The 26,383-nt window shown below is 56.3% G+C and carries 16 protein-coding genes; 8 read left to right on the forward strand and 8 right to left on the reverse strand.

The window, feature by feature from the left end; genetic code table 11:
* Positions 1-57 precede the first annotated feature (57 nt).
* The 6 genes from QQK16_RS18820 to QQK16_RS18845 all read left to right on the forward strand — a co-directional run bounded on the left by QQK16_RS18820 (position 58) and on the right by QQK16_RS18845 (position 13,982).
* Positions 58-6,603, forward strand: a complete 6,546-nt coding sequence (locus tag QQK16_RS18820; RefSeq protein ID WP_284198028.1) for a two-partner secretion domain-containing protein — start codon at positions 58-60, stop codon at positions 6,601-6,603.
* A 4-nt stretch (positions 6,604-6,607) separates the two neighbouring features.
* Positions 6,608-7,333, forward strand: a complete 726-nt coding sequence (locus tag QQK16_RS18825) for a FecR family protein (RefSeq protein ID WP_284198029.1) — start codon at positions 6,608-6,610, stop codon at positions 7,331-7,333.
* A gap of 366 nt (positions 7,334-7,699) precedes the next feature.
* Positions 7,700-8,449 (forward strand): hypothetical protein, encoded by a 750-nt coding sequence (locus QQK16_RS18830; protein ID WP_284198030.1) that lies wholly within the window; start codon positions 7,700-7,702, stop codon positions 8,447-8,449.
* Positions 8,450-8,461: 12 nt separating this feature from the next.
* Positions 8,462-8,806: a hypothetical protein gene (locus QQK16_RS18835; protein WP_284198031.1), complete on the forward strand. Its 345-nt coding sequence runs from the start codon at positions 8,462-8,464 to the stop codon at positions 8,804-8,806.
* A gap of 124 nt (positions 8,807-8,930) precedes the next feature.
* Positions 8,931-12,797 carry a PAS domain S-box protein gene (locus QQK16_RS18840; RefSeq protein ID WP_284198032.1) on the forward strand — a complete coding sequence of 1,289 codons (3,867 nt, stop codon included), beginning with the start codon at positions 8,931-8,933 and terminating at the stop codon, positions 12,795-12,797.
* A 15-nt stretch (positions 12,798-12,812) separates the two neighbouring features.
* Positions 12,813-13,982 (forward strand): response regulator, encoded by a 1,170-nt coding sequence (locus QQK16_RS18845; RefSeq protein ID WP_284198033.1) that lies wholly within the window; start codon positions 12,813-12,815, stop codon positions 13,980-13,982.
* Here the strand turns inward: QQK16_RS18845 and QQK16_RS18850 are convergent.
* The 8 genes from QQK16_RS18850 to QQK16_RS18890 all read right to left on the reverse strand — a co-directional run bounded on the left by QQK16_RS18850 (position 13,979) and on the right by QQK16_RS18890 (position 23,831).
* Positions 13,979-15,040, reverse strand: a complete 1,062-nt coding sequence (locus QQK16_RS18850; protein ID WP_284198034.1) for a protein-glutamate methylesterase/protein-glutamine glutaminase — start codon at positions 15,038-15,040, stop codon at positions 13,979-13,981. The two genes, QQK16_RS18845 and QQK16_RS18850, sit on opposite strands and share 4 nt — an antisense overlap.
* 17 nt (positions 15,041-15,057) lie before the next feature.
* Positions 15,058-15,660 (reverse strand): chemoreceptor glutamine deamidase CheD, encoded by a 603-nt coding sequence (gene cheD / locus QQK16_RS18855; RefSeq protein ID WP_284198035.1) that lies wholly within the window; start codon positions 15,658-15,660, stop codon positions 15,058-15,060.
* Positions 15,657-16,496, reverse strand: coding sequence for a CheR family methyltransferase (locus tag QQK16_RS18860; RefSeq protein ID WP_284198036.1), 840 nt, complete (start codon positions 16,494-16,496; stop codon positions 15,657-15,659). Before QQK16_RS18860 ends, cheD begins: the two co-directional genes overlap by 4 nt.
* A gap of 49 nt (positions 16,497-16,545) precedes the next feature.
* The gene (locus QQK16_RS21345) at positions 16,546-19,329 is read right to left on the reverse strand and encodes a methyl-accepting chemotaxis protein (protein ID WP_368860148.1); all 2,784 of its coding nucleotides are present in this window, start codon (positions 19,327-19,329) and stop codon (positions 16,546-16,548) included.
* Between the two features lie 67 nt (positions 19,330-19,396).
* Positions 19,397-19,888: a chemotaxis protein CheW gene (locus QQK16_RS18875; protein ID WP_284198037.1), complete on the reverse strand. Its 492-nt coding sequence runs from the start codon at positions 19,886-19,888 to the stop codon at positions 19,397-19,399.
* Between the two features lie 26 nt (positions 19,889-19,914).
* Positions 19,915-22,113 carry a chemotaxis protein CheW gene (locus QQK16_RS18880; protein ID WP_284198038.1) on the reverse strand — a complete coding sequence of 733 codons (2,199 nt, stop codon included), beginning with the start codon at positions 22,111-22,113 and terminating at the stop codon, positions 19,915-19,917.
* A 58-nt stretch (positions 22,114-22,171) separates the two neighbouring features.
* Positions 22,172-22,537: a response regulator gene (locus QQK16_RS18885; protein ID WP_284198039.1), complete on the reverse strand. Its 366-nt coding sequence runs from the start codon at positions 22,535-22,537 to the stop codon at positions 22,172-22,174.
* A 37-nt stretch (positions 22,538-22,574) separates the two neighbouring features.
* On the reverse strand, positions 22,575-23,831 hold the full coding sequence (locus tag QQK16_RS18890) for a methyl-accepting chemotaxis protein (protein ID WP_284198040.1): 1,257 nt from the start codon (positions 23,829-23,831) through the stop codon (positions 22,575-22,577).
* Positions 23,832-24,055: 224 nt separating this feature from the next.
* On the opposite strand from QQK16_RS18890, the gene QQK16_RS18895 reads away from it, so the two are divergent.
* Together QQK16_RS18895 and QQK16_RS18900 are read left to right on the forward strand one after the other, a co-directional pair.
* Positions 24,056-24,364: an STAS domain-containing protein gene (locus QQK16_RS18895; protein ID WP_284198041.1), complete on the forward strand. Its 309-nt coding sequence runs from the start codon at positions 24,056-24,058 to the stop codon at positions 24,362-24,364.
* A gap of 82 nt (positions 24,365-24,446) precedes the next feature.
* Positions 24,447-26,138, forward strand: coding sequence for a fused response regulator/phosphatase (locus QQK16_RS18900; RefSeq protein ID WP_284198042.1), 1,692 nt, complete (start codon positions 24,447-24,449; stop codon positions 26,136-26,138).
* The last annotated feature ends 245 nt before the right edge of the window (positions 26,139-26,383 follow it).

Below are 26,383 nucleotides of genomic sequence, written 5' to 3' on the forward strand. Positions count from 1 at the left end.
AGTAACTGGATAAATATGGCGGTTAAACCGCCTCCGCGTCGAGCGGAAGGAGTCACCATGAGTATCTCGCAGCAGCCCGGTTTTGCCATGAAATCCCTGTTTGTTGCCACGCTGGCCTGCTATGCGCCGCTGGTCGCTGCCAACCCTACCGGCGGTACGGTGGTGTCCGGCGGTGCCACGTTCAACCAGCAAGGCAACAGCCTGATCGTGACCAATACGCCAGGTACGGTGATCAACTGGCAGTCGTTCTCCATCAATCAGGATGAACTGACCCGCTTTGTGCAGCAGAACGCCAATAGCGCGGTGCTGAACCGGATCACCGGGCAGGACCCTTCGCAGATACTGGGGCAGCTGCAATCGAATGGGCGGGTGTTCCTGATCAACCCGAACGGGATTGTGTTCGGCCAGGGGGCGCAAATTGATACGGCGGGCTTGGTGGCCTCGACGCTCAATATCAGCGACGACGATTTCAGGGCCGGCAAGCTCAAGTTTGAGGGTGCGGCCACAGGCAATATCAGCAATGCCGCCAATATCACCACGCCGTCAGGCGGCTTTGTCTACTTGATCGCACCCAATGTCGAAAACAGCGGTGTCATCGTATCGCCCAAGGGCGAGATATTGCTCTCGGCTGGCCGCAGTGTGGAGTTGGTCGATGGTGTTGATACCAGCCTGCGCGTGAAGGTGCATGCACCTGCCGGCCAAGTGGTCAATGTGGGGCAACTGATTGCCGAGCAAGGCCGTATAGGCATCTTTGCTGCGGCCATCATGCAGCAGGGCGTGGTCAGCGCCAACCGTGCCGAAGTGGGCGAGGGCGGTAAGATCGTCTTCAAGGCCACTGATGCATTGAACCTGGCTGCCGGTAGCCTCACCGAGGCCAAGGGCGGGCAGGTGCTGGCACAGACCAGTGCGGGCGATACCCTGGTAAGCGGTGTGGTGGACGTATCCAATACCGCCGGTGTGGGCGGGCAGGCGACCTTGCTGGGCAAGCGCGTGGGCGTGTTCAACGGTGCGACCGTGGTGGCCGATGGGCGTGACGGCGGTGGCCAGGTACGTATTGGTGGTGACTTCCAGGGCAAGAACCCCGATGTACAGAATGCGCAGGTTACCGCTATTGCCGAAGGGGCGAAGGTGAGTGCCAATGCTACCGGCAATGGCATGGGTGGCCGGCTTATCGTCTGGTCTGACCTGGCGACCCGTGTGCAAGGCAACCTAAGCGCCCGTGGTGGGCAGTTGGGTGGTGACGGTGGCTTCACCGAGATTTCGAGTAAAGGCCACCTCGACCTGCGCTCGGTGGTGGATCTCTCATCGACCCATGGCAAGGTGGGGCAGCTGCTGCTGGATCCGACCGACCTGTGGATAGGCTCCGCACCTGGCGTGTGTCTGCCGACGGTATGCGTGGATGGTAGCAGCGGCGGCACCTTGCTGGACAACACCTTTAGCTACGCCGAGCACGCCGATCACTCCTATATCTCCGCCTCCCTGATCAATATCCAGGGTGCGTCGGCGATGGTTACACTGCAATCGAACAACAACATCACGGTTGCCGAGGATGTCGAGAGTGATTTCGGCTTGACGCTGCAAGCTAACAACGATATCGAGGTGTTAAGCGGCGTCAATATACTCAGCGATCTGGGCAGTGTGGTGCTGGATGCCGATCACGATATCCTGGTGGGTTCGAGTGCCACCATCACGACCAACGGTGGCCCGGTAGACCTGATTGCGGGCAACGGAATTTTCCACCTCGGCACCATCAATAGTTCCACCTCGGTACTGTTGCAGGCGACCAATGATATCTCGATTGCTTCGGGCGCTAATATCACTGCCAGCAGCGGCGCGGTAACCCTGATGGGGCGGGATGTGTACCTCGGCTCGGGCGGCTTGGTGGACGCTGCTGGCCTGCTGAAAATCGACGCCAGCCGTCATATCACCCTGGATGGCTCGCTTGATAGCGATAGCACGGTGGAACTCAAGTCACTGAATGGCGCTGCCAGCATGACAGGTACGGCGACTGTAATGGCGCCGACAGTCAATCTGCATGTGGGTACGGGTGGATTCAATTCCGGCGCCAATACGCGGGTGGATACCGACGCCCTATTCATTATTGGCGCCAAGGGCAATGTCACCATAGGCGGCCTGGATGGTAAGACCACACAGACACAGATCAATGCTGCTCACGACGCTGGCTTCGGCAATCTGACGCTTGATATTACCGAGACAGCTGGTATCAACCAAGGCTTAAAGGTGGGTAGTGTCGGCATAGGCTGGGCGGGGGGCACGGTCAAGCTCAACTCCAAGTTTGGCGATATTACGCAGGTGGATGGCTCGCATGTCAAAGCCAAGCACCTGATCGTGACCTCGGAGAATGCCTCAGGGACCGGCAATATCCTGCTCAATGGCAGCGGCTCGATCAACGAGATTGCCGAATTGAGCGCGGCGGTTTGCCAGGGCAGTTGCAGTGGCGCCAGTTCACTGAGTGTGAACAACAATACCGCGATGGCGCTGACCAACTTCGGCACCAATGCCGTTACCGGCCCCAACAACATCACCATCAAGAGCGTAGGACCGCTGACGGTCAATGGTGTGGTGAATGGGGGTGGGTTTGTCGATCTGGTTAGTGATGGCAAGCTGACAGTTAACAGCAACGTCACTGCAGCCAGTGGCTTGAGCCTGGATGGTGGCGGCGGCATCGACATCAATGCCTTGGTGGCAGGTACGACGAGCGTGAACCTGAAGTCAGGTAACGCGGCGGTGCAGGCTGGTTCGTCAGGGATGGTGTCGGCAAACAACCTCTATTTGCAAAGCATGGGCGGTACGGGGGCCGTAGGCTCCAAGAGTGCTCCGCTGAAGCTGACCAGCGGCGGCGGCATGGCGGTCTATATCGGTTCGGGATCGGATACCATCAGCAGCGTATCCTTGGATATGCAAGGCTCCGGCAACCTGAGCCTGTTTGCAGGTGGCGAAACCTCGTCCTTCAATATTGGCAACCTGTTTGTTACGGCACTGAACAACATCAACGCCAATGCTGGCATCACTGGTAATGAGCTTGCCCTCAAGTCCAGCGGCGGTAGTGTGTCGCTGAGCAACTACAGCTACAACCTGAGCGGGTTGACGCTGGAAGCGGGGTCTGCAGGCTCGGTTGCCTTTAATGGCTCGTCGGTGTTTGTCAATAATCTGAACGTCAAGGCCGGCACCTTCAATATGAGCTCGGCGCCGGCGCTGAGTATAGGCAGTGCCACGGTAGCGGCGGACAATATTATCTTCGGCGGCCAGTCGCTGGGTACATCGGCCTCGCCACTGTCGTCGCTGACGCTATCGCCCTTCCAACCCACCGGCGATCTGACCCTGAGCACCGGCCTGGCAGCCAGCCTGTTTACCAACAACCTGCTGCTGACCGGCAATAACGTCAATCTGCCGACAGGTATCTCCCTGTCAGGCCGCCTGGGTACGGATATAACCGGTAGCTTCAATGCCGGTGCGATGGTCAGCGCCAATGTGGTCGATATCAAGGCGGGCGCCGGTGTGAGCCTCAATGGCCTTTCGGCCACTGATATCATTGTGAACAGCGGTGGCGGCATTACCGGCCTGTCTGCCATAACCGGCGGTCTGATCTCGCTGACATCGGCCAGCAGCCTGGGGTCGTCCAGTGCACCCTTGGGTATTACGGCCAATAACCTGACCTTGGTGACAACAGGGGCGGGTGCCGGTATCTATGCGGCTTCTAATGCGGGCCAGGTAACCCTGAATGCGGCTGGTGATATCGTCTACAACGCGCAAGGGCCGGCCTCGCTAAGTGCGACCAGTTCGGGTGGCGGGATCAATATCACCGGTGCGGGCGACTTGTCATTCAGTAGCCTGACCGGCACCGGAGACGTGCTGGTCAACAGCGCAGGCGCTCTGAACCTGGCCAGTGCCAGTGGTGGCAGCATTACGCTGATGGCCGCAGGCAGCATAGGCGCTGACGGCGGGCCTGTCAGGGTGAATGCCAGCAGCCTGCTTAAGGCCACTACCACGGGTAGCGGCTCGGGCATCTACATTGCCGAGGCCGATGGCGTGGATTCGGCCGTACTGACCACCAACAATGGCGACATCAGCTTCACCAGCGGGGGGGCTGCCAGCGTGACGGCAACGACCGGCGGTGCCGGCCGTAATGTGTCGCTGACAACCACCAGCGGCAACCTGACAGTAGCGGGCCTTGGCGATGTGGCCAACAAGCTGACGCTGGCATCGGCGGGTAGCCTGATAACCAGCGCGGGTGTCAATCTGTCTGCGGCAGATTTGAGTCTGAAGTCGGTCGACAGCTTCAACCTGGGCGGCAACCTGACTGCCAATACGGCGCTCTCGCTCGATAGCGGTGGCGCGATCACGACCGCGGCCGGTGCCACTATTTCGGCGCCGACGCTGACCTTGCGCGCCGTAGGCGGCATAGGCACCGAAGGCGGCAGCGCCAACGTCAACACCAGCAACCTGCTGGCTTCCACCAGCGGTAGTGGCGCCGGTATCTATATCAATAGCGTGGGTACTTCGCCCCTGAATGCGGCGGTAAATGCCGGTTCGGGCAATGTACGCCTGAGCGTGGCCGGCGATATGACCGGGAGCGTGGCGGGCAGCGATGTGCATGTCCAATCGGTGGGCTCGATAGGCAATGCCGGGCAGCGCCTGCAACTGGCATCCAACAACCTGACCCTGCTCAGTGGCGGCAGCATCTTTGCCAATGAAGCAGATGGCACCACGGCGCAATTGACCACCACCAATGGCGATATCGATTTTGCCAGTGGCGGTGCCAGTACCGTCGGTGCAACGGTGGGGGGCAGCAATCGCAGCCTGTCGCTGGCCACGACCAGCGGCGACCTTACTGTCAGCGCACTGAGCGGTTCGCTGGCCAAGCTCTCGCTGGCCAGCGGCGGCAACCTGAACACCCCGGCTGGCGTGAGCCTGGAGGCAGCGGAACTGGCGCTCAAGTCGGCCAGCAGTTTCAATCTGGGTGGCAATCTGAGTTCCAGCGGCGCATTGACACTGGACAGCGGCGGCAGCATTACCACCGCCAGCGGCGTCAGCATCACTGCGCCAACGCTGACGTTGATCGCAGCTACTGGCATAGGTAGTTCGGGTGCCGCAGCCTCGGTCAATACCAGTAACCTCACGGCCAAGTCTGGTAGTGGCGGCGTCTTCATCAATAGTCTGGGCAGTTTGGCGAGTGCGAATCTGGGCAGCAGTAGCGGCGCTATCCAGCTCAAGACCGCTGATGCAACCGGATTGCTGGCCTCGATCGACGCGGGCTCCGGTTCGGTACTACTGAACCTGGCTGGCGGCCTGAGTGGCGAAGTCAAAGGCGGCGATATCGAGCTGTCAGTGGCATCCGGCGGAGTGGGAACCGGCGCGGAGGCGCTGCGGGTGGCAGCCAACAACCTGAAGGTAACCAGTGCTGGCGGCGTATTCATCAACGAGAAAGACGCCCTGAACGCCGTGGTGACGACCACCGATGGCGCCATCGAACTGACGGCGGGCGGCAACCTGACGGCAGCAGGCACAGCGGGTGGAGGCAAGGGCATCAAGCTGGCCAGCCTAGGCGTGATAGACCTGGCCGGGCTGTTGACCAGCGGCGACCTGACTGCCACGGCATCGGGCAATATCGTGGGTTCGGGCAGCGGCAACAGCGTCAGCGCCCGCCTTGCCAGTTTCTCGGCGGGTGGCATGATAGGGCCGCTTAAAACCAGCCTGCAGGTGCTGCAAGCCAAGGCTGGCAACTCCATCGATGTACTGAACGCAACTGCGCTGGAAGTGCAGAGCGCTACCGCAGGTTCGGGCAGCGTGCGTATCGAATCGAACGGCGGCCTGACAACCACCGGTCCGGTCGTGGCCGGTACCTCGGTGGATCTGATTACCCATAGCCCACTCACCATTGGTGCTGGTGGCGTGTCGGCCGGTTCGGGAATTACCCTCAAATCGGGCTCCGGTACGGGCAACGATGACATCACCATCAACGGCATCCTGCAGAGCACCACGGGCGGTTGCCTGGTGGATGCCGGTGGCAGCGTGGCCCAGAACGCCAATATCGTACTGGGCGGCAACGGGGCAGTGACGGTGAATTCCCAGACCGGCAATGTGCTGATGGCAGCAGGCACCACCACCTCCACCAACGGCGGCAGCATAGGGTACACGGCGCAAGGCAATATCGCGCTGAGCTTGCTGGATGCGGGCCCGACCGGTGCGGTGGCAGTGAATGCGACGACTGGCGCAGTCAGCTCGGTCACACCAGGTCGCATCAATGTGCGTGGCGGTCAGCTGACAGTCAATGCGGGTGGACGTATCGACATGGGCGTGGATGTGCCTGCCGATCAGCTGAAGTTCAACAGCGGCGTAGGCTATGCCGTGGTACGCGATGCATCGGGTGGCCTGGTGCCTGGCAGTTCGGCGCCAACGACGGATGATGGCGCCCAGAATGATACGGTTAATGCCATCAATTCGGTCAACACCACGGTGAACAATGCGGGCGATGTCAAGGATGACGCCCAGAAGAAGATAGACGAGCAGCAGAGCGGTGACCAGACGCAAACTGATGAGGAACAAGGCGATGACAAGAACAAGAAAACCAAGAAGTGCTAGCCCCATGTTGAAGCTGGCGACGCTTCTGGTCTCGTTCACCCTCGCCGTGCCTGCTTACGCAGCCCAGGCGGGTACCGTAACCCAGCTGGCCGGTGTGCTGAGTGCGCGCAAGGCAGATGGTATCGTCAAGATACTGGGCTTGCAGTCCAGCGTGGACAAGGGTGACCTGCTCTCCACCGGGGCCAATACCTATGCCAGGCTGAAGTTCAGCGATGGCGGGGAGTTGACCCTGCGGCCCAATACCCAGCTCAAGATCGATGACTACAAGTTCGATCAGGCCAAGCCGCAGGAAGACAATGCCTTCTTCCGACTGGTCAAAGGGGGCTTGCGAGCGGTGACTGGGTTGGTAGGCAAGCGTAACGGCCTGGAGAACTACCGCATGGCCACGCCGACGGCGACCATAGGCATACGCGGCACCAACTATGGCGTGCTGTTCTGCCGCAAGGAGGAAAGCCAGTGTGACGAGTATCGCAGCAACGAAGGGCAGATCCCATTGGATGGCCTGTATGTTGACGTGGCAGATGGCCGCATCGTGGTGCAGAACCAGGGGGGGGCACAGGAATTCGGCACCGGCGAGTTCGGTTATGTGGGCACCTTGACTACGCCACCGATTACCGTGCCGCCGCGCAGCGGCGTGCCCATTGCCACCGACAAGGGCACTAACAAGCCGCCTGAGGCTGTGCTGGAAAAGCAGGTAGATCAGAAGGACTTTGAGTGCACCATAGACTGATTCCGACTGAGCGCCTGTAATGAACAGGAAAGCAGTGTCGTTTTGAGAAGTGTGACCCTGGCACCCGGTGAAACCGGGTGCTTGTTTTTTGATTTGGCCAAATACCTTTGCAGCAGAGAAGGTCCTCTTCGACTGCTGAGTGCGAGTGAATCGGGTTCATAGCATCCAGGCAGGTTGGACGTCCGCTTTGGGGGTGCTGAGCGACTTCCTAAGCCTTGCTCAATCGGTTTCATTGATTGATTTACGCCTTGTGCAGCGGTTTTCTCAGCGACTCAAAGCTATCGCATCTACACTGTAATAAATCGAACAAGATAAAAGCCGTTGGGCAACAACGGTGTGGATATCACATCTGAGGAGGTGTCAGCCATGCAAATTGGCTGCCTGGTTATGACGGGTATTACCCGTCGTTCTGCTGCGTTCATCTTCGATGGTCATGACGAGCGTCCTTACCAGCTCAGCGACATTCTCTTCCGTGCTGACAACATCCATGCTGTGACCAGCAGCGTGGCAGTCGCGACAACCTGTCGGTCATCTCAACAACCTGGGCAAATCAAACAAGATGCCGTATTCAGCGAGGTCGATGGCTGCGAAGTACTGAGCTTTCCGCAAGCAAGGCTGGAAATCTGCGATACCCCGAGCATCCGTGCAGCAACCTGGTTTATTGAAGGCAGCGATGTTTTGGCGTTTCAAATAGGTGCGGTCAACAGCGTTAGTAAAATAAGCCGCCTCCGCTTGGTGCCTGCCTGGGTGCGGTACCAGATCGAGATGCTATATGCCCGATCTCAACAAGATGGCATGGCTGGCATGACCTATGCCACATTTCGACTCAGCGCTGGCTCGGCAATGGCATCGTCCAATCAAGCGGGCAAGCATACGTCGCTAGAGCATGCCTACTTTGAGACTACGGGCCAGTTTCTCAAGCTGCACAAGCGTATTACGGCACTTCTGAAGCCCAACCGCCTAAGCGGTTTCGCATGGGTACCCATGTTGCACTTTATCGCTCAGGTCACCATTCTCGAGCATATTCTGCTTGGGTTCAGCAAACGCGATACCAATGCAAACAAGATCGTTAAAACGCGTGCCACCCTGGGGCTTACCACTTTGCGCGTTTTGTAGGAGGCGACCGACATGGCGGGTTCGGTAGAAGCAACGGATCCCCGGCAATTCGAGTTTCTCGATCATGCCAAGGTGGTCACCTGTTACAGCCATGGGATGTGGAATGGCACAGGCGATATCGTGGGACCAGTAGCCGTCTCCACTTCATTGTCCGCGCGTGTGATGGTGGTGGCAAGGAACGCCGTTACCAAGCTTGCTTACCGGGCGTTTAAGGGGTTTATCCCTCATGTGAATGCCGTGCGGTTGACCATAGAGGGGGCAAAAGTTGTTTCAAACCTGAAGTGTTTGCCGCGCTATTTGTCCGCGGCGGAGCCTATGAGCCTATCTCGATCCGGCTTGGGAATAAATTATGAGTAAGCTCGGGAATATGATAGCGCGGCGAGGGCGGGTAAGGCTGAATTCGTGGGCCGGTACTTCTACGTGGCAACGCCGCCTGTTTTGGGGACTGGCGACTGCATATGCGGCCATTCTCGTGGCCAGCATGGCACTGCTGTTTGCGGAATACAAATCCCTGCAGCGACAATCGAGTGAGATGGCTTCGATTCATATCACTAGCTATACGCGCGCTACTTCAGAACATCTGCACAAACTGTTAAGTCATACAAGCAACCAGCTAGCGCTGATTGCTACCGTTTGGCGCAATCGGGGAAGTGAAAGTAATGCGCATGATGCGGTGCAGGACCTGTTAAATGATTTGGCGCTGGACCCGCGATATACACCGGAAATCCAGGGATTGTGGATATTTGACCGTAAAGGAGATCTGCTAGCTTCAACCGCAGTTGTACCACCGTCATTGAACATAGCCGATTTACCCCATTTCAGATTGGCCAGTCAGGCTAAGCGCGACAGTGTAGAGCTGATAATTGCGTCACTTCCAGCTTCTCTAGTTGATGACAAGCCAACGCTGATGATCGCCTACCCTTTGCATGACCGGAGTGGCCGATTCGATGGTCTCGTCTCCGCGACGTTGGCGCTGAACAAGGTTTCCCGTGAGGTAGAGTCCATTCACCCTCATGAAGGTGCGACCTATGGCATCTACCACTTCAATACCAATGCTTGGTTGTTCGGTACTTCCGATACAGGAACTGTGCCAGCTTTTCCCCGCCCGGATCCCAACTTGCCGCCCATGTATGTAAAGCTGAGCCAATACAGGCCTACGGACGGCAGCTCGCAATACAGTGTAGGGATGGTCCGCTTGCAGCGCTTTCCGCTGATAGTCGCCGTTGTAGAGCCAGATGGCGGTTTGGGGCTGGCGGCGCAGCGCCAATTGCAAATGATGGTGATGGGAACCTTGTTCAGCCTGCTGCTACTAGGTGGACTCATGTACTTGCTGTATCGGCAGCATGGTCGATTCCGTCACAACACGTCTTCCCTGTTGCGCTCAATCGAGGGCAAGGATGCCATGTTGAAGGCCATGCATGAGGGTTATATGGTTCAGGATCATGCAGGCATGATAGTCGAGTGCAACCCACAAGCAGCGCAGATACTGGGTTTGAGCCAGGAGCGTTTACTACTGCAGGATTCTATTGCCCCTGGTTTGCGCTGCATCAGGGCAGATCACTCTCACTACCCGGCGACAGACCACCCCACCGCACGTGCATTGCGAGACGGCATATCCTTGGTTGACGAACGAATGGGGGTATATCTGGAGGACGGAACGCTTCGCTGGATCACGATCTCCGTGCATCCCTTCCGCCGCCCGAATGAAGAGCAGTTATGTGCTGTATGCACCTTTTCCGACATTACCCATACCCACGAGCTGGAAGAGCAGGTCAAGCGTTCAACGCGCCGGCTGCAAGGTCTGCTGGACAATGCCCCGGATGCCATACTGACGGTCGATTTGAGTTCCGTCATCATCGATGCCAACCGCAGTGTTGGCACTTTGTTTGGGTATCAGCCTGCAGCCCTGATCGGTCAGCCTCTGGAACAGTTGCTACCGGATGGCATAGCCGCTGCACATGGCCAGCTGGTGCGCAACTTTGCCAATGAGGCTCAGAACGGACGCAAGATGGCGCCTAACCGCAAGGTCACAGCACGGCATGCGGATGGCAGTTTGATGCAGGTAGAGGTAGCACTTGCCACATTTCATGAGCAGAGCGGACCTGCCTTTATGGCGATCATCCGCGATGTAAGACAACGCGTTAAGCGTGAGGCGGCACTACAGGAACTGCTTCAGGGTATTACCCAGAGCCCACATGGATTTCTGATCCTGGATATGGAAGGGCGTATTCAGTATGCCAATCATGCCTTCGCCCGAACTACTCCCCATACGATTGAGGCGCTGGTTGGGCAGGACTGGATGGCGCTACATGGTGATGATTCACGCCCGTCGGATTGGTTGACTATACGGCAGGCGATTATAGAAGCCGGGGTTTGGCAAGAGGATGTCCAGCAAGGCAATGCAAACGGCATGGACGTTGTTGTTCGCTATGTGCTGTCGCTGGTACGAGATGAGGATGGCTTGGCGCTGAAGGTGGTTGGGGTGACGGAGGATGTGACGAACCGCCTGCGTGTTGAGCAGGAGCTTGAAAAGCACCGCAGTCAATTGGAAGACCTAGTGACTGAGCGCACCCTCGACTTGGTCATCGCCAAGACGGCGGCAGAAGAAGCGCTGCTGTCCAAATCGGCTTTTGTCGCAAATATGAGCCACGAGGTGAGGACACCGCTCAATGCCATCCTGGGCTTTGCACAGGTGTTGTGTAAAGAGGTACAGGACCCTCTCGTACTGGATAGACTGGAAATGATCGATATAGCTAGCCAGCAACTGTTGGCTATCATCAACGACATCCTAGACTTCTCCAAGCTGGAGGCCGGTAAACTGGAGATTGCGAGCGAGCCAGTCTCCGTCAGGGCCGCGTTGGAGTACGCCGCCGATTTGGCTCGCTCCAAGGTAAGGCACAAGCCTGTTGAGGTTGAGGTAAGGGTGGAGGCGTCCGTACCTGAGTGGGTAAATTCAGACCCTATTCGGCTCAGGCAGATAGTGGGTAACCTCGCCGCCAATGCTGCCAAATTCACAGAGAGCGGTGAAATCAAGCTCTGTGCTAGCGTGCTCACACTTGATTCTGGGGCTTGTCAGATTAGGCTGGAAGTAAGTGATACCGGCATAGGAATCGACCCCAAGCAACAGAATAAGCTGTTTCAACCTTTTGCTCAGGCCGACAACTCAATCACCCGTCGTTACGGCGGTACAGGCTTGGGCCTAGCCATATGCCGCAATCTCGCCACGGCCATGGGCGGTAGTATTGGTCTACAGAGCGAACCTGGCATGGGTAGTGTGTTCTGGGTCGAATTACCTTTCGGCATCGTGGATTGCGGCGGCCATACAGAGCGCGCTAAGCAAGAGAGTCAGCAGTTGGGCAAGCAGCCTGACCCGCGCTTCAGCGGCACGTTGTTGGTGGCAGAAGACAACCCCATGAACCAGATGCTGGTGAGGGCGATGCTTGCACCTTTGGGTGTGGACCCGATCATCGTGGAAGATGGGGCAGCAGCCCTTGCGGCGTGTAAGGACATGCACTTCGATTTGATTCTGATGGATTTGCAGATGCCTGAGATGGATGGTTTGTCTGCAACACGGATACTAAAGAGCGACCCCAGTACCTGCGATATACCCATCGTGGCCATGACCGCCAACGCCTTCATGGATGACCGCGCCGCCTGTCGTATGGCCGGAATGGCAGACTTCATCGAGAAACCAGTGCAGCTATCGCATCTGGTCGATGTGCTGGGTAAGTATCTGGTGCAGGCATCGCCTCAAGTTGCCGCACAACCACTACCCCGAGAAAGCGAATTTCGAGCAGGCCCACTCGCTCGGGCTGCTGCAGAGGCAGGATTGCTGGACATTGAGCGTGCACGTGGCCCTGTCGATAACAATGCAGCAATCTTGGAGAGTGCGCTGAATATGTTCGTGGATTACCACGCAGGTCTTCCAAAGGTTTTGAAGAGCGCGCTGAAGGATGGCCAATTGCAAGATGCAGAAAGGCTAGCGCACACCCTCAAAGGGACGGCATATGCCATCGGCGCCAGTCAGGTAGGTGTCGCGGCAGAGAGTCTGGAGCGAAGCGTTCGGAAAGGCACACCTGACATGGTGGAATTTACACAGTTGGTTGAGGCTACCCATGCCCTTGCCGAGGTTCTAGAAGAGGCGCGGATACGTGCCAAATTGGTGTTGGATGAGCTGCGGGACCTGTTACAACGGAACGACAATGCAGCGCAAAACTGGATTGCCCAATACGGGGACTACCTTGTGCCACTAGGTGATGTCACGGCACGGCGAATCACTGAAGCCATACATTTGTCCCAGTTCTCCGCGGCGCTGGCTTTGGTGAGTGAGAACGTACACGCTGAATGAAGAGGAGGAAATAGCATGACGGATAGCAAAACCATACTTGTCGTCGATGACGATCCCATAGTTCGTTTGCTGACACGCAATGCACTGGCCGCAGAGTATGAGATCGTGGAAGCATCGGATGGACAGGAGGCATTGCGGCTGGCTCTGGACAGTCCACCCAATCTTGTTCTGATGGACATCAGGATGCCCAATATGGACGGCTATGAGGCATGCCGACAGTTCAAGTCCCACGATGAACTGCAGCGTATTCCGGTGTTGTTTGTTTCAGGCGAGATCGGTCTTGAAGACCGACTATCCGCCTACGATGCCGGAGGTGAAGACTTCATCAGCAAGCCACCAAACGCCGCAGAGCTGCGCGCCAAAGTCAGCATGGCACTCAAGGACATCGAGGAGCGAATCAGGTTAGAACGAGACCTAGCCGCTGCGATGGAGGTCGCCATGACATCCATGACTTCGATTGGCGAGCTGGGTATCGTGATTGAGGCGCTGCGCAAATCAGTTTCAGTGCCAGACCTCGCTGGCCTTGCAGGAGTCATTTTGGATGCTTGCAGTAGCTACGGGTTGGAAGCTTGTGTGCAATTGCGATTGGGAGATGAGATACATCGTGCCAACCAGAAAGGTTATGTCACACCGGTCGAGGCGGGAGTGCTGTCCAAATTAGCTGAAGGTGATCGTATCTTTTCCCTAGGTAGGCAATGCGCCTTCAACTACGGCGGTACTACCTTCCTGGTCAAGAACCTCCCTAAGGAGGAGGGCGGGAATAGTGATCGCTATCGGGACTTGCTTGCCCTTATTGCCGAAGGGGCCGATGCACGGTTGAAGGTATTGGCAAGTGAGGCTCGGATTAAGGCGCAGGAACTAACCCAAAGCAAACTGTTTGAGCAGGCAAGGGATGCCTTGACCAGTATACAGATGCAGCATGTGCAAAATCGTGGCCATACGGAACAGATACTGAACCTTATGCTGTCGGAGATGGACGCCACCTTCCCTGGACTTGGGCTATCTATTCGGCAGGAAACCGTGGTGTCGGAGATGTTGCGTACTGCGGCTACAAAGATTTCGGCTCTGTATGCTGAGGGCTTGGGCATAGACGAACATGTGAGTGCTCTTGATGCGCGTATGAATGTTGCTGCTACTAGTAGCGGCCCCATCGTACGGCGGGGCTACCAAACTAGTGCGGGCTAGATCCGAGTGCGCTGGTAGGCGCCTTGGAAGTGACTGATCAGCTGGCCGGGTATTTCGGCCAGCGGTAGCACTGCGTCGGTTGCGCCAAGCCTGATGGCCTCTTTGGGCATGCCGAATACGACGGAGCTTTCTTCATCCTGGGCACAGGTCCATGCGCCGGCGTCATGCATGGCTTTGAGTCCCATTGCGCCATCTTTGCCCATGCCCGTAAGCAACACGCCACATGTGTGATTGCCGACGTTTTCGGCGACAGAGTGAAATAACACATCTACGCTGGGTCGATGGCCGCTCACCTCCTCACCGTTATCGAGCTTTAGTAGGTAATTGGCACCACTACGTACTACACGCATATGGGCATCGCCAGGAGCGACATAGGCATGGCCACCCAATAGTCGGTCTCCGTCTTCAGCCTCTTTTACGGTCATGCGGCTTACTTCATCCAGCCTCTTGGCAAAGGATTTGGTAAATGCAACGGGCATGTGCTGAACGATCACGATGGCTGGTGCGTCGGGTGGCATGCCCATGAGCACGAACTTAATTGCCTCCGTGCCGCCTGTAGACGCACCGATTGCCAATATTTGCTCGGTTGAGTGCTGCCGCAAGGCAGGGTTTCTGCTGCCGGTAGGGGGGGCAGCTATCTGCTGTGGCAATAAGGACCGTGGGCGGGAAGTAGCAGCTGCACGTATCTTTTCTATCAGGGTAGCGGCGTAGGCGTCGAGGGTACGCTCTATGTCGATCTTGGGCTTGGCAACGACATCAATGGCGCCCAGCTCCAAGGCTCGCAGCGTGGCGATGGAGCCTGATTCTCCTAAGGTAGAGATCATGATCACTGGCATGGGCCGTAGCTTCATGATCTTTTCCAGAAAGGCGAGGCCATCCATCCTCGGCATTTCAATGTCCAACGTAAGTACGTCTGGATTGGTATTGCGTATCAACTCCCGAGCCGCATAGGGGTCACCTACCGCGCCTACCACGGTCATGTCTTTCTCGTGGCTAATGATGCGGGTCAGGATATTGCGTATCAAGGCGGAGTCGTCGACGATGGCTACCTTGATCATGGACTGGTCTCATCAAATCAAAAAAGGTCGATATCGCCAGACACCTTGTCGGTCTGCAGGCGGTGGCTGTACTCACGCTCACGCCTTACGATGGTGTCGTTGTGCATGGTCTTGAGCTTCTTGATGAAAACATCGCCGGTCTTGGGGAAGTAGTAGACCTTGCGTGGATAGACATCCAGTAGGTCTTCGGCAACGACGGGGATGCGCTCTGCGGCCAGATATTGGTGTACGAAATGTGCGTTCTGTGCACCTACATTGGACGACGAAAACTCCTGCAGTACCCTGGCGCCACCAAATACCTTTGCCTCCAAGTTCTTCATGCTCGCCCCTTGTTTGATGAGGCTGGTGATGAGCAACTCCATGGCATAGGTGCCATAACGCGCGGCAACCGAAAGCGGGTCGTTATTTTCCAGCCTGGAGGAAGGTAGCATGAAGTGATTCATGCCACCGACCCCCATTCGCACGTCGCGTATGCAGGCAGACACACAGGAACCCAACACCGTGACAATCAGCATGTCGCGCGCGGTAGCGTAGTACTCACCCGGCAGTATCTTGACAGCGTCAATCTCGAACTGGCGGTCGAAGTAGATGACAGGTGTGGCCCCTTCGTTCAGGGTCATGCTTGTACCTGCGGAGCAAAGACAGTGCGCCCACAACTGCGCCAGCTATCGGATAGGTGACCGATGTTCTCCGAATGCCCAACGAAGAGTCTGCCGTCGTCCAATATCAGGGGGCGAAAACGGTCCACCAGTTTTTTCTGCGTGGGTTTGTCGAAGTAAATCATGACATTTCGACAGAAGATGGCATTCAAATTGCCATCGATCGGCCAGTGTGCATCCAGCAGATTGATCTGGCGAAAGCGGATCAAACTAGTCAAGGCAGGGTCCACGCGTGCAAGCCCCTGATTCTGTCCTTTGCCGCGATAGAAAAAACGGCTGCGGCGCTCCGCTGAAACGCCTTCCAACCTATCCAACGGATAGATGCCATTCTGTGCGGTCTCAAGCACCTGCGTATCTAAGTCGCTGGCTAGGATACTGATTGCGGCCTGCTTACCCGGTAGCGCTTCCACTAATGTCATAGCGATGGAGTATGGCTCCTCGCCGGTAGAGGCGGCTGCACACCAGACCCGTATCTGGCCATGACGCTGATACCACTGTGTCGCCATGGCGGCGAGGTCACTGAAGTGATGGTTCTCGCGGAAGAATGAGGTAAGGTTGGTTGTCAGGGCATTGACGAAAGCTTGCCATTCTTCACCTTCTTTGTCGTCTTCAAGATAGGCGAGGTACTCAGAAAAACCGCCAAGCCGCAGCTGGCGTATACGCCTTACCAGTCGGGTATACGCCATCTGTTTTTTGCAACTATTCAGTACGATACCGGCGTGCTGGTAGATCATGTGCCGAACATGTTCGAACTCCATATCGGTAAATGCAAATTCCGCGTCGCGTTGCACTGTCATGGTTTCCCGTCAGTGAGGGTGTAGACAAAGTTGGCGGCCGCTTGCTGATTCAGAAGTGCTCCCAATCATCCTCTGCGATGGTTTTGGGTAGCCGGCGCGAAGTGCTGCTACTGTCAGTAGTTTTCTTCTTGCTGGCCTTGTTGCTACTCGGGCTTTCTTCCCTGCTCGTCTCCCGCGAGGGCAACTCGACTGGCGTAGCCGTGTGTACATAGGTACGTGGGGATCGTGACGACGATTCGTTGGTGAGGCGGAAGGCGCTGACAGCCTCTGTCAGACGGTGGCTTTGTTCCTCCAGACTCTTGGCGGCTGCAGCTGCTTCCTCAACCAAGGCAGCGTTCTGCTGTGTCATGTCGTCCATTTGGGTGACAGTCTGGTTTACCTCCTGGATGCCTGCACTTTGCTCCGTAGAAGCTGCGGAGATCTCGCTCATGATGTCGGTGACGTGCTTGACCGAGTTCACCACCTCCTCCATGGTTTGACCGGCCTGGTTGACTAACAGCGAGCCGCTTTCTACTTTGTCGACCGAGTCATTGATCAGTTGCTTTATTTCCTTGGCGGCGGCGGCGGAGCGTTGTGCCAGATTGCGCACTTCGCTGGCGACCACGGCAAAGCCACGGCCCTGTTCGCCTGCCCTTGCTGCCTCTACGGCGGCGTTTAGCGCGAGGATGTTGGTCTGGAAGGCTATGTCATCGATCACGGCGATGATGTCTACAATCTTGTTGGCCGAAGAGTTGATCCCCTTCATCGTGTCGACCACTTCTCCAACTACCCCACCAGCCTTTTCGGCAATGTCGCTGGCACCACGTGCCAACTGATTGGCTTGGCGCGAGTTCTCCGCATTCTGCTTGACGGTACTGGTCAGCTCTTCCATCGCACTGGCGGTTTCCTCCAGGCTGGCTGCCTGTGACTCGGTACGCTGGCTCAGGTTCTGGTTGCCAGCGGCAATTTCGCGGGCTGCTGTCAGTATGGTGTCTGACGATTCCTTGATCTGATTCACGATCTCTGTCAGCCGCTCCACCGTTAGGTTGGCGTCGTCCTGTAGTCGGGCAAACATGCCGCTGTAGTCACCTGCCATACGGTGGGTCAGGTTACCAGCAGCCAACGCAGTGAACATGGCGCCCACATCGTTCAGGCCCCGTTCGGTGGTATCAAGCAGGGAGTTAATGCCCTCCGTCAGTATCTTGAAGAAGCCCACCTTGCCGGACAGCTCCAGTCGTGAGCTGAAGTTACCAAGACTGGCAGCCTCGATCAGTGCCGCAACTTCTGCTTCGGTATTGACTTCGTCGGTGATGTCCTGCCATTCGACCACCGATCCCAGCCGTTCCGCCTTGCTATCGAAAATAGGATTGGCAATAAGCCGGAAGTGGAATCCAGCCACTGAGATCTTGGCCTGGTAGGTGGTAGTGAGGGAGGCGAGCAAGTGTGACTGATGCGATGGATTCTTGTGGAATTCGTCCATGCTCTTGCCGATCAGCTTGTCGACATCAAAGCTTGGCAATGCCTTACGGAGCTCGGGCTCGGCTTTCTTGAGCATCCTTCGTACCGAACTGTTCATATAGATAATTTGTCGATTGGCGTCAGCGATCATCAAATTGACGCTGGTATTGTCGAGCGCACTTACCACCCGGGCCGTCTCGCGGGCGTTTGCCTGGTCGCGTAGTTGAGTGTCGTAAAGGTTCTGCCGCATATTGCCCACGGCTTGCGCAAGGCGGGCGACCTCATTATTGCCCTTGATGCCTTCGCCTGTTTCAGAGAGGTCGCCTTGTGCAATGCGATTTGCACTAGCTACCACCTGCTGCAAGGGGACAATGATAGAGTAACCAACCAGCAGGGCAGTACCGACCATCAACAGCAGCAATGTGATCAGCAACAGGAGCAGGCGGTGTTTGATGGCTTGCTTATCACTCAGCCGCTGAAGGAACTCCTCATCCAGCATGACGAGCAGCTGAGTGGTATTTTCATTGATCTGGTCTAGTGCCGCACTCGATGCACTTATCCACTGGTCGAGCGGGATGGTCTGGTCAGCGCTGAGCTTGGTCACCAGTTCCAACACCTTGGATACGGCCTGCTGATTTTCTGCCGCTATTTTATCTATGGTGGCCGCCATCTCGGGATCAGCGTGTTCCAGTTGAGATGCCTTGGCGTAGCCAAGCACACGATTAGTGGTCTGAAGCTGAGTGGTCAGTACATTTGCCACGGGCTGTAGCCGCAGAAGCGGAATGGTGCTGCCCTTCGGGTCGGACAGCCCCTGGATACCGTAACCGCGTATTCGCGCCACGCTCTCTAACTGGTTTGCTAAGCCATTGAGGGTCGCGTCGTAAAGATTGTAAGTTACTGACTCGGGATCCAGCCGTAGGCCAAATACGGCCGCCTCATCCTGCAGCAGCTGGTAGACCTGGTCTACATATTGGATATGACGGGTAAAGAGTGCGTCCGGGTTTTCACCAGCGCTCGGGCTGGCAAGGTTGGCCAGCGATAACCGTAGGCCAGCGATGCCATCTTGCAAGGATCGTTCATTTGCCAGTTCTGGCAACGCCTGTAGTTTGGCCAATTGCTCCTCAACCGCCCTATGGGTACCGGTGTATTCGGCTGTAGAGGCTTTGCCCATCGCCAGCATGACCGCCCGTGCACGGTTAAGTTGTGCGCGGCGGATTAGTTCTTGAGTCTCCTTGATCGGCTGCAGCGACTGACGTTCACGCGTGATGAAGGCCATTTCCTCGTGAGTCTTGCTCCAAAGGTGTATCGACGGGAACGCGATCAGCGCAATGGCAATTAACGCCATCGCCGTGAGCTTGCTTCGCAACCCTACCTGATGAAAGAAGAAGCGCTTCATGTTCCTCGTCTCCTGAGCTTGTATTGCAGTCATGGTGAATCAGGCCAGTTCTGCCGGCCGGAGGTACTTAGATGGTGGCTTCTGCCGCCACTTCCGTCAGATGCATTTCCTGGCTGGTCATGAGTTTCTCAATGTCGGTAAGGATGATCATCCGCTCCTCTAAGGTGCCTAAGCCCGAGATATAGGCGGTATCTATGGCACTACCAAAGCTGGGAGGGGACTGGATAAGCGAGCTGCTCAGCATTACGACGTCGGAAACGCCATCCACCACGATGCCGACAACACGTTTGGAAATATTGAGGATGATGACTACGGTGAAGCGGTCATAGCTTGCCTCGCTACAGGCGAATTTCACCCGCAGGTCCACGATCGGCACAATTGCGCCTCGTAGATTGATCACTCCCTTGATAAAGCTTGGCAAATTAGCAATCTCAGTAACGTGCTCGGATCGGCGGATCTCTTGCACTTTGAGTATGTCAATGCCGTACTCTTCACGACCCAATGTGAATACCAGATACTCACCAGCCCTAGGCTGGCTTGTCGGATCTTGGTCTGCCATAGCTGCTCCCCCTCTGTTGCGCTGGCCTAGCCCGCGAGTTGCTCCAGTTGTGAGGCTTGCGCTTCTGCCGTGTGCTGGCTCATCTTGACCAGTGAGTCCACATCGATGATCAAGGCAACATGACCATCCCCCATGATGGTTGCACCTGAGAGGCCTGGCAGTTTGCGGAAGTTGGACTCTAGACTTTTGATGACTACTTGGTGCTGGCCCAGCAATTCATCCACTCTCAGGGCTGTCTTTCCCTGCGCGGATTCAAGGATCACGAACATGTCGTGCCCTTCAGAGCGAGCCTGGCCTATGCCCCCAAAGATCTGCCGCAACTCGACGATGGGAAGGTATTCCCCTCGTACATGCAGCACTTTCCCACGGTTGGCCAGGGTGCGAATGTCTTCACTTTGTGGACGCAGGGATTCGACGATAAAACCCAATGGGATGATGTAGGTTTCTCTGCCATGGCGGATGGCCATGCCATCGAGAATGGCCAGTGTGAGCGGTAGGCGGATGGTCATGGTGGTACCGATATCCTTGTGCGACTCGATATCAATGCGTCCTCCCATGGATTGGATATTTCGTTTGACCACATCCATGCCAACGCCCCGACCTGAGACGTCAGTCACTGCATCTGCGGTGGAGAAGCCGGGCTCGAAGATCAGCGCCCAGACCTCGGCATCCGGTGCCTGATCGTCGATGGTGAAGCCACGGTTGCGAGCGGTGTTGATAATCTTAGTGCGGTTGAGACCGGCGCCGTCGTCACGTACTTCGATCACAATATTGCCGCCTTGATGAAAGGCTTTCAGTGTCAATGTACCGCTCGCGTCCTTACCCTTGGCCTCACGCTCGCTGCTCGCTTCGATGCCATGGTCCAGACTGTTTCGCACTAGATGAGTCAGGGGATCAGAGAGCTTTTCGATTAGGCCACGGTCCAATTCGGTTTGCTCGCCATGGGTGACCAGAAGCACCTTCTTCCCGAGTTTGTTGGCGGTCTCCCTCACTACGCGTGGGAAGCGGCTGAAAACCGTGGAAATAGGCATCATGCGGATTGACATGGCTGATTCCTGCAGCGCACGGGTGTTGCGCTCCAGTAGCGCCAGGCTAGCAAAGAGCTTTTCATTCTCACCCGGGTCCAGATGCGATGTCGCTTCGATCAACATGGCGTGGGTAATCACCAGTTCGCCTACCAGATTGATCTGCTCATCGATTTTCTCGGTTGCTACCCGAATCGACGTGGCTTCTGTCGCCTGCACGGTGCTCTTGGACGAGACGGTAGGCCGAGTTGCTTCGGGAAGATTTGCAGTCGTAGCAGCGAGCGCTGCTGTGGCTTTTTTCTCCGGCAGGGGTTCAAACAGTCCCATGTCCTCGGCGGGTGTGGGAGGCAGGGGTTCAAACAGGCCCATGTCTTCGGCGGGCGTGGCAGGCAAGGGTTCGAACAGTCCCATGTCCTCGGCGGGTGTGGCAGGCAGGGGTTCAAACAGGCCCATGTCTTCGGCGGCCGTGGCAGGCAGGGATTCGAACAGGCCCATGTCCTCGGCAGGCGTGGAGGGCTGGGGTTCGAACAGCCCCACTTCCTCTGCGCCGTTTCCGGTACCAAAAGTGTAGGCATCTGGTTCCAGGTAAAAACTTAGCGCCTCTGCCAGCGCTGCATAATTGACTTCATCAAATTGCTCGAAAGTCAGCAGTTCCGGTGTCTCGCTAACCAATTGCCAATCGGTGGCAGCGAGCATGGTGCACAAGCTGGCATGCTGGCCATGTGCAATTTTATTGACATAAACGACCAGCCTTGCGGTGCCCGGATGTTGTGCGAGGCTTTGCTCTTGAGGTGGTGGGGAGGAAGGGGCAATCTCTTCTTCCATGGCGTGCAAGCGTGAGCATAGTGACTCTGAGGCATGTAAGTCAGGCTCTTGGCCCTGCTGGTGGGCATTGATCATGCAGCGCAAAGTATCGGCGGCCTCAAGGAACAGATCGACCATGTCTTGCCGAAGCTGCAGCGTTCCCCGACGGATGCGATCGAGTTGGTTCTCAAGGATGTGTGTAACGCTGGCGATGTCGGTAAAGCCAAACGTGGCTGCGGCCCCTTTGACGGAGTGCGCAGCGCGAAAGATCGCGTTCAGTTGCTCAGGATCAGGCGCGTCCACGTTGAGATTGACGAGCAGGCTCTCCATCTGTGACAAGTGCTCAGCACCTTCGTCAAAGAAGATCTGCATAAACTCGGATAGATCAAAGCCCATCCCACCCCTCCAATTTAGGCGAACTTGCTGCCCCGACAGAAGACCCGGCTTTCGCCAGTCAAGTCGTTATCTTTTTAATCAGATCGATAAAGCGCTGTGGGTCGAAAGGCTTGACCACCCAACCTGTTGCACCAGCCGCCCGCCCTTGCGCCTTCATGGTGTCGCCAGCCTCGGTTGTCAGCATTAGGATAGGCGTGCGTTGGTATTGAGGGAGACCTCGCAAGGTCTTGATCAGTGTGAGCCCATCCATGCCGGGCATGTTTTGGTCGGTGACAATCAGGTCAAAAGTTTGCTTCTTGGCTTCATTGAGCCCGGCTTGCCCATCTGGAGCTTCGACAGCATCGAAGCCGGCCTGCTTGAGAGCAAATGCCACCATTTTCCTCATCGATGTGGTGTCATCGACAGTCAGTGCTTTTTTTGCCATCTCTACTGCCTCGCTCAGTCGCTAGAATTGTCTCTAGTCAAAACAAGTCCATACCGCCGCTGGACATATTTTGCTGCTGTACCGGGTGTGTTGCGCCGACATGGCGTAATTGTTCGGATGCTTCGCTAAGCATCTCATTCAGTTTGTTCAGATCATTCAGTAGGGTGTCACTGGAGGAAGCACCGTCCAGCCGGCGAAGTACTTCGAGTAGCTGAGGCTGGCCGACGATGGCGGGCTGCATGGCCCGGAACAAGGCGGAGGTATGCGTGAGTGATTGCCGTACCAGGTCTTCGAACTGCAATAGTCTGATGGCAGAGTCGGTATGCGCCTTCACATCGGCCGCAATCGCGCTTAATTCGGCCATGGTACGCTCCGCTATGACATTGCTCGATTGAACGTGCGCCATCATGTCAACAACATGCTTTTTCGATTCCAGCACGTAGCTCATATCCTGAGACGCCATGCTGGAGATACTCTCGTCTGAGGCTAGCACCGATGCGTTTAGCTCGGTCATGATGTCGCGTATCCGTTGGCTGAACTCATTGGCCCGTATTGAGAGATTGCGCACTTCGTCCGCCACAACGGCAAACCCTCGGCCAGCCTCGCCGGCACGAGCGGCCTCAATCGTGGCATTGAGTGCAAGCATGTTGGTCTGTTTGGCGATGGTTTCGATATCACCAAGGTAACTTAACGCAGTGCTGATTTTTTCGCGTAGCTCTCGCATGCCATTAACGAGGTTGATACTGGTGGCGCTGGTCTGGAGGGTGGATTCCACGAAAGCGCTCAGCATGCGGTCGGTATCTTCACTGAATTGCCCTAAGGAGAAGGATTCGCCACTGTTGGTGACCGACTGCGTCTGCATCAATCGTACGACCAGCTCTTGCTGCGACTCTGCCTTGCTACTGATGGTAGAGAAATTGACCACCAAGCCACCAGCACCTTCGCTCACAATTCGCTGCACGCTTTCCAGCTTGCTTAGGGCGTCATCGAGATGGGCAATCATTTGCCGGGAGTTGTCGTCCACCAGCTTGGCAGTGGTACGAATTTTCTCTCTGATCTCATCGTCCATGGTGGAAGGGGCTTGAGGGCGAGGAGCACGGATCGCGCCATAGCTAATCGCACAGGCGATCGTCAAGGTGACGTATTGAGCCAGTACACCCCACCAACTCATGGCACCTAGCAGTGCAAGTAGTAGGGGGGTGATGGCGAGCAGCGCAAGTGCAGCCCAGACAGACGCTGAGAGATGTGTCCCTGCGGGGGCCGGTGAGGCGTATCCGGCGCTGATGAACGTCATCAAACTTCCTCCACTGTATGTATGCAATTTTTCTTTACAGCGTTGCACTGCAAGAGCCTGTGCAGGCCCCCTTTTTTATAGACTTTTGGCAAACTGACGCAAGAAATTGTATAAAAAGTACTGCGTCACCCGTTTGCACGTGTGTACTACAAGGGTGATACGGCGCGACGTGCTGCGCTCCGAGTAAATCGTGTACGACTGGCCAGTTAAAGAGAGAGGTTGATATGGGTATCACTAGCAACTTACGGGGCGACAGGCTGATCGTTACGGTGGAGGGACGTTTCAACTTCGATCTGCATCCCGCTTTCAATGCCGCAACCGCAGCGGTGGGTAAGGACAAGTCGATCGCTGCGATAGACATAAATCTCTACGAAATCAGTTATATAGATAGTTCCGCCCTCGGGATGCTGCTGGTTCTGCGCGAGGCGGCGCTCAAGGCTGGAATCAAGGATCTCAACATCGTTGGCAGCCATGGCGCTGTTCGCCAAGTGCTGGATATTGCCCATTTCGAGAAGTTCTACACCTTGAACTAGTTGCGCCGAGGTCTTGAGGCGCGCTGACGATAGTGGGGCCCGGCATAAATCGAGAACATCTGCCGGTGAGAGGAGGAAACCGGTGACCAAATCCTTGAAGGTATTGGTAGTCGACGATGTTGCGTCCAGCCGCATGATGATCGAAGCATTCGTAACCCAGTTGGGGCATTCTGCCGACACGGTGAAGAATGGCTTCGAGGCTGTGCTCTACTGCGAGGAGCACCTACCGGACATGATACTGATGGACGTGGTGATGCCGATGATGGACGGCTTCGAGGCTACCCGCCGTATCCGTCAACTAAGCTCATTGCGGTGGCTGCCGATCATCTTTCTTACCGCCCTGGATGAGCATGAGAGCGTCATTGTCGGGCTGGAAGCCGGCGGCGATGATTACCTGATCAAGCCAGTAGACTTTCAAGTGCTGGCTGCCAAGCTCAAGGTTATTGCCCGCGTCACCAGTCTGCAGGAGCAGCGCGAAGAATATGCCAACAGTCTGCAGTCCTATTACGTCAAGAATGAAGAGGAACAGTCGCTGGCGCGGCATGTAATGACTCGCCTCGCTACCTTGTCCAGCCATGGCTTGCGCAATGTAGCCACCATGATCAAGCCGGCCGAGAAATTTAGCGGAGATGTGGTTTTGGCTTTGCGATCACCCTCGGGGGTGGATCACCTTCTCTTGGCTGACTGCACTGGGCATGGGCTGACTGCGGCAATTACTAGCCTGCCAGTTGTGGATGCCTTTATTGCCATGACAGAGCGTGGATTCGGCGTCAGTGCAATAGTCCGCACCATCAACCGGAAGATGCGCCACAGCCTGCCCGTTGGTTACTTTGTCGCGGCAGCTATTGTTGCCATTGACCACGCGGAAAAAATTATCTCAGTGTGGAATGGCGGTATACCCAACGTGTTCTTTTTGGATGAGGACGGACGGATTGTTCACCGCTTCCGCTCTGAGCACCCTGCACTAGGTATCATGAATGAGGACGACTTTGATAGCGCGCCAGCCCTGTACCGTGCGAATTCGCCCGGTACACTATTGATGTGTTCTGACGGGGTAACTGAGGCAACTTCCCCTGCTGGTGTCATGTTTGACCTTGAGGCAGCGCTGTTACAAGGTGTAGTCGGCTCTCCCGTTGCGATGCTGGATGAACTTGCGACGGCGCTTACACATCATGTGGGGCAGGGCGAGTTTCAGGACGATACTTCCTTTGTTCTGGCTGCTTGCCACCCTGAATACGCCGAGGAGGAAAAGCGGCAAGCGGAGGGGCATGACCTTAGTCCTGCAGGAATGGAGGAGTGGCAGGTAACACTGCGCTTTAGTGCCCTGCAACTGCGCAGTCTGGACTGCTTGACTCTGCTGACCGGCTGGGTAAATCAGCTGGGGCTGAGCAGGCGGCAACTGGCTGATGTGCTATTAGTCGTGACTGAGCTGTTCAATAACGCGTTGGACCATGGGGTTTTGGGGATGGACTCGTCCCTGAAGAATGGTGAGAACGGCTTTTACTCGTTTTTGCAGCTGCGCCTGGAGCGGCTAGCTAGCGTTCAGGATGGTCATATAGTGGTCGAGCTGCGGCGCCACGTGGTAGACACCAAGCCCACCATTACCATTGCCATGCATGATTCCGGCAAGGGTTTTGATCCTTCCAGCCTATCGGTACCGATAAGCACCGATGCACATGTGCACGGTAGGGGAATTGCTCTGGTTCGGGAGCGCTGTAGCGCTGTGCGCTTTCTCGATGAGGGACGGCGGGTCGAGGCTGACTATTTACTCTGATAGGTATATCCCACCATAAAGGCAGTTTGGCCCGGGTTTGGGCGCCACCAGATTGGTATATTGACTGGTTAGCGCTTCAGTAGGGCGCCGACGCTAGCCTCATGGTAACGAGCTGCCTAAATTCGCCGAAGGCTTTGCGAACAACGAGCTTCGTTTGGGAAGTGGCGTAGGAAAGAGCTGAACAGATTCGAACTATATCTGGTGGCCGTTTGGGCCATTGTGCTGGAGAGCGGGCTTGAGCTTGC

It is taken from the genome of Chitinimonas prasina (genome assembly GCF_030160395.1).
GTDB classification, from domain to species: Bacteria; Pseudomonadota; Gammaproteobacteria; order Burkholderiales; family Chitinimonadaceae; genus Chitinimonas; species Chitinimonas prasina.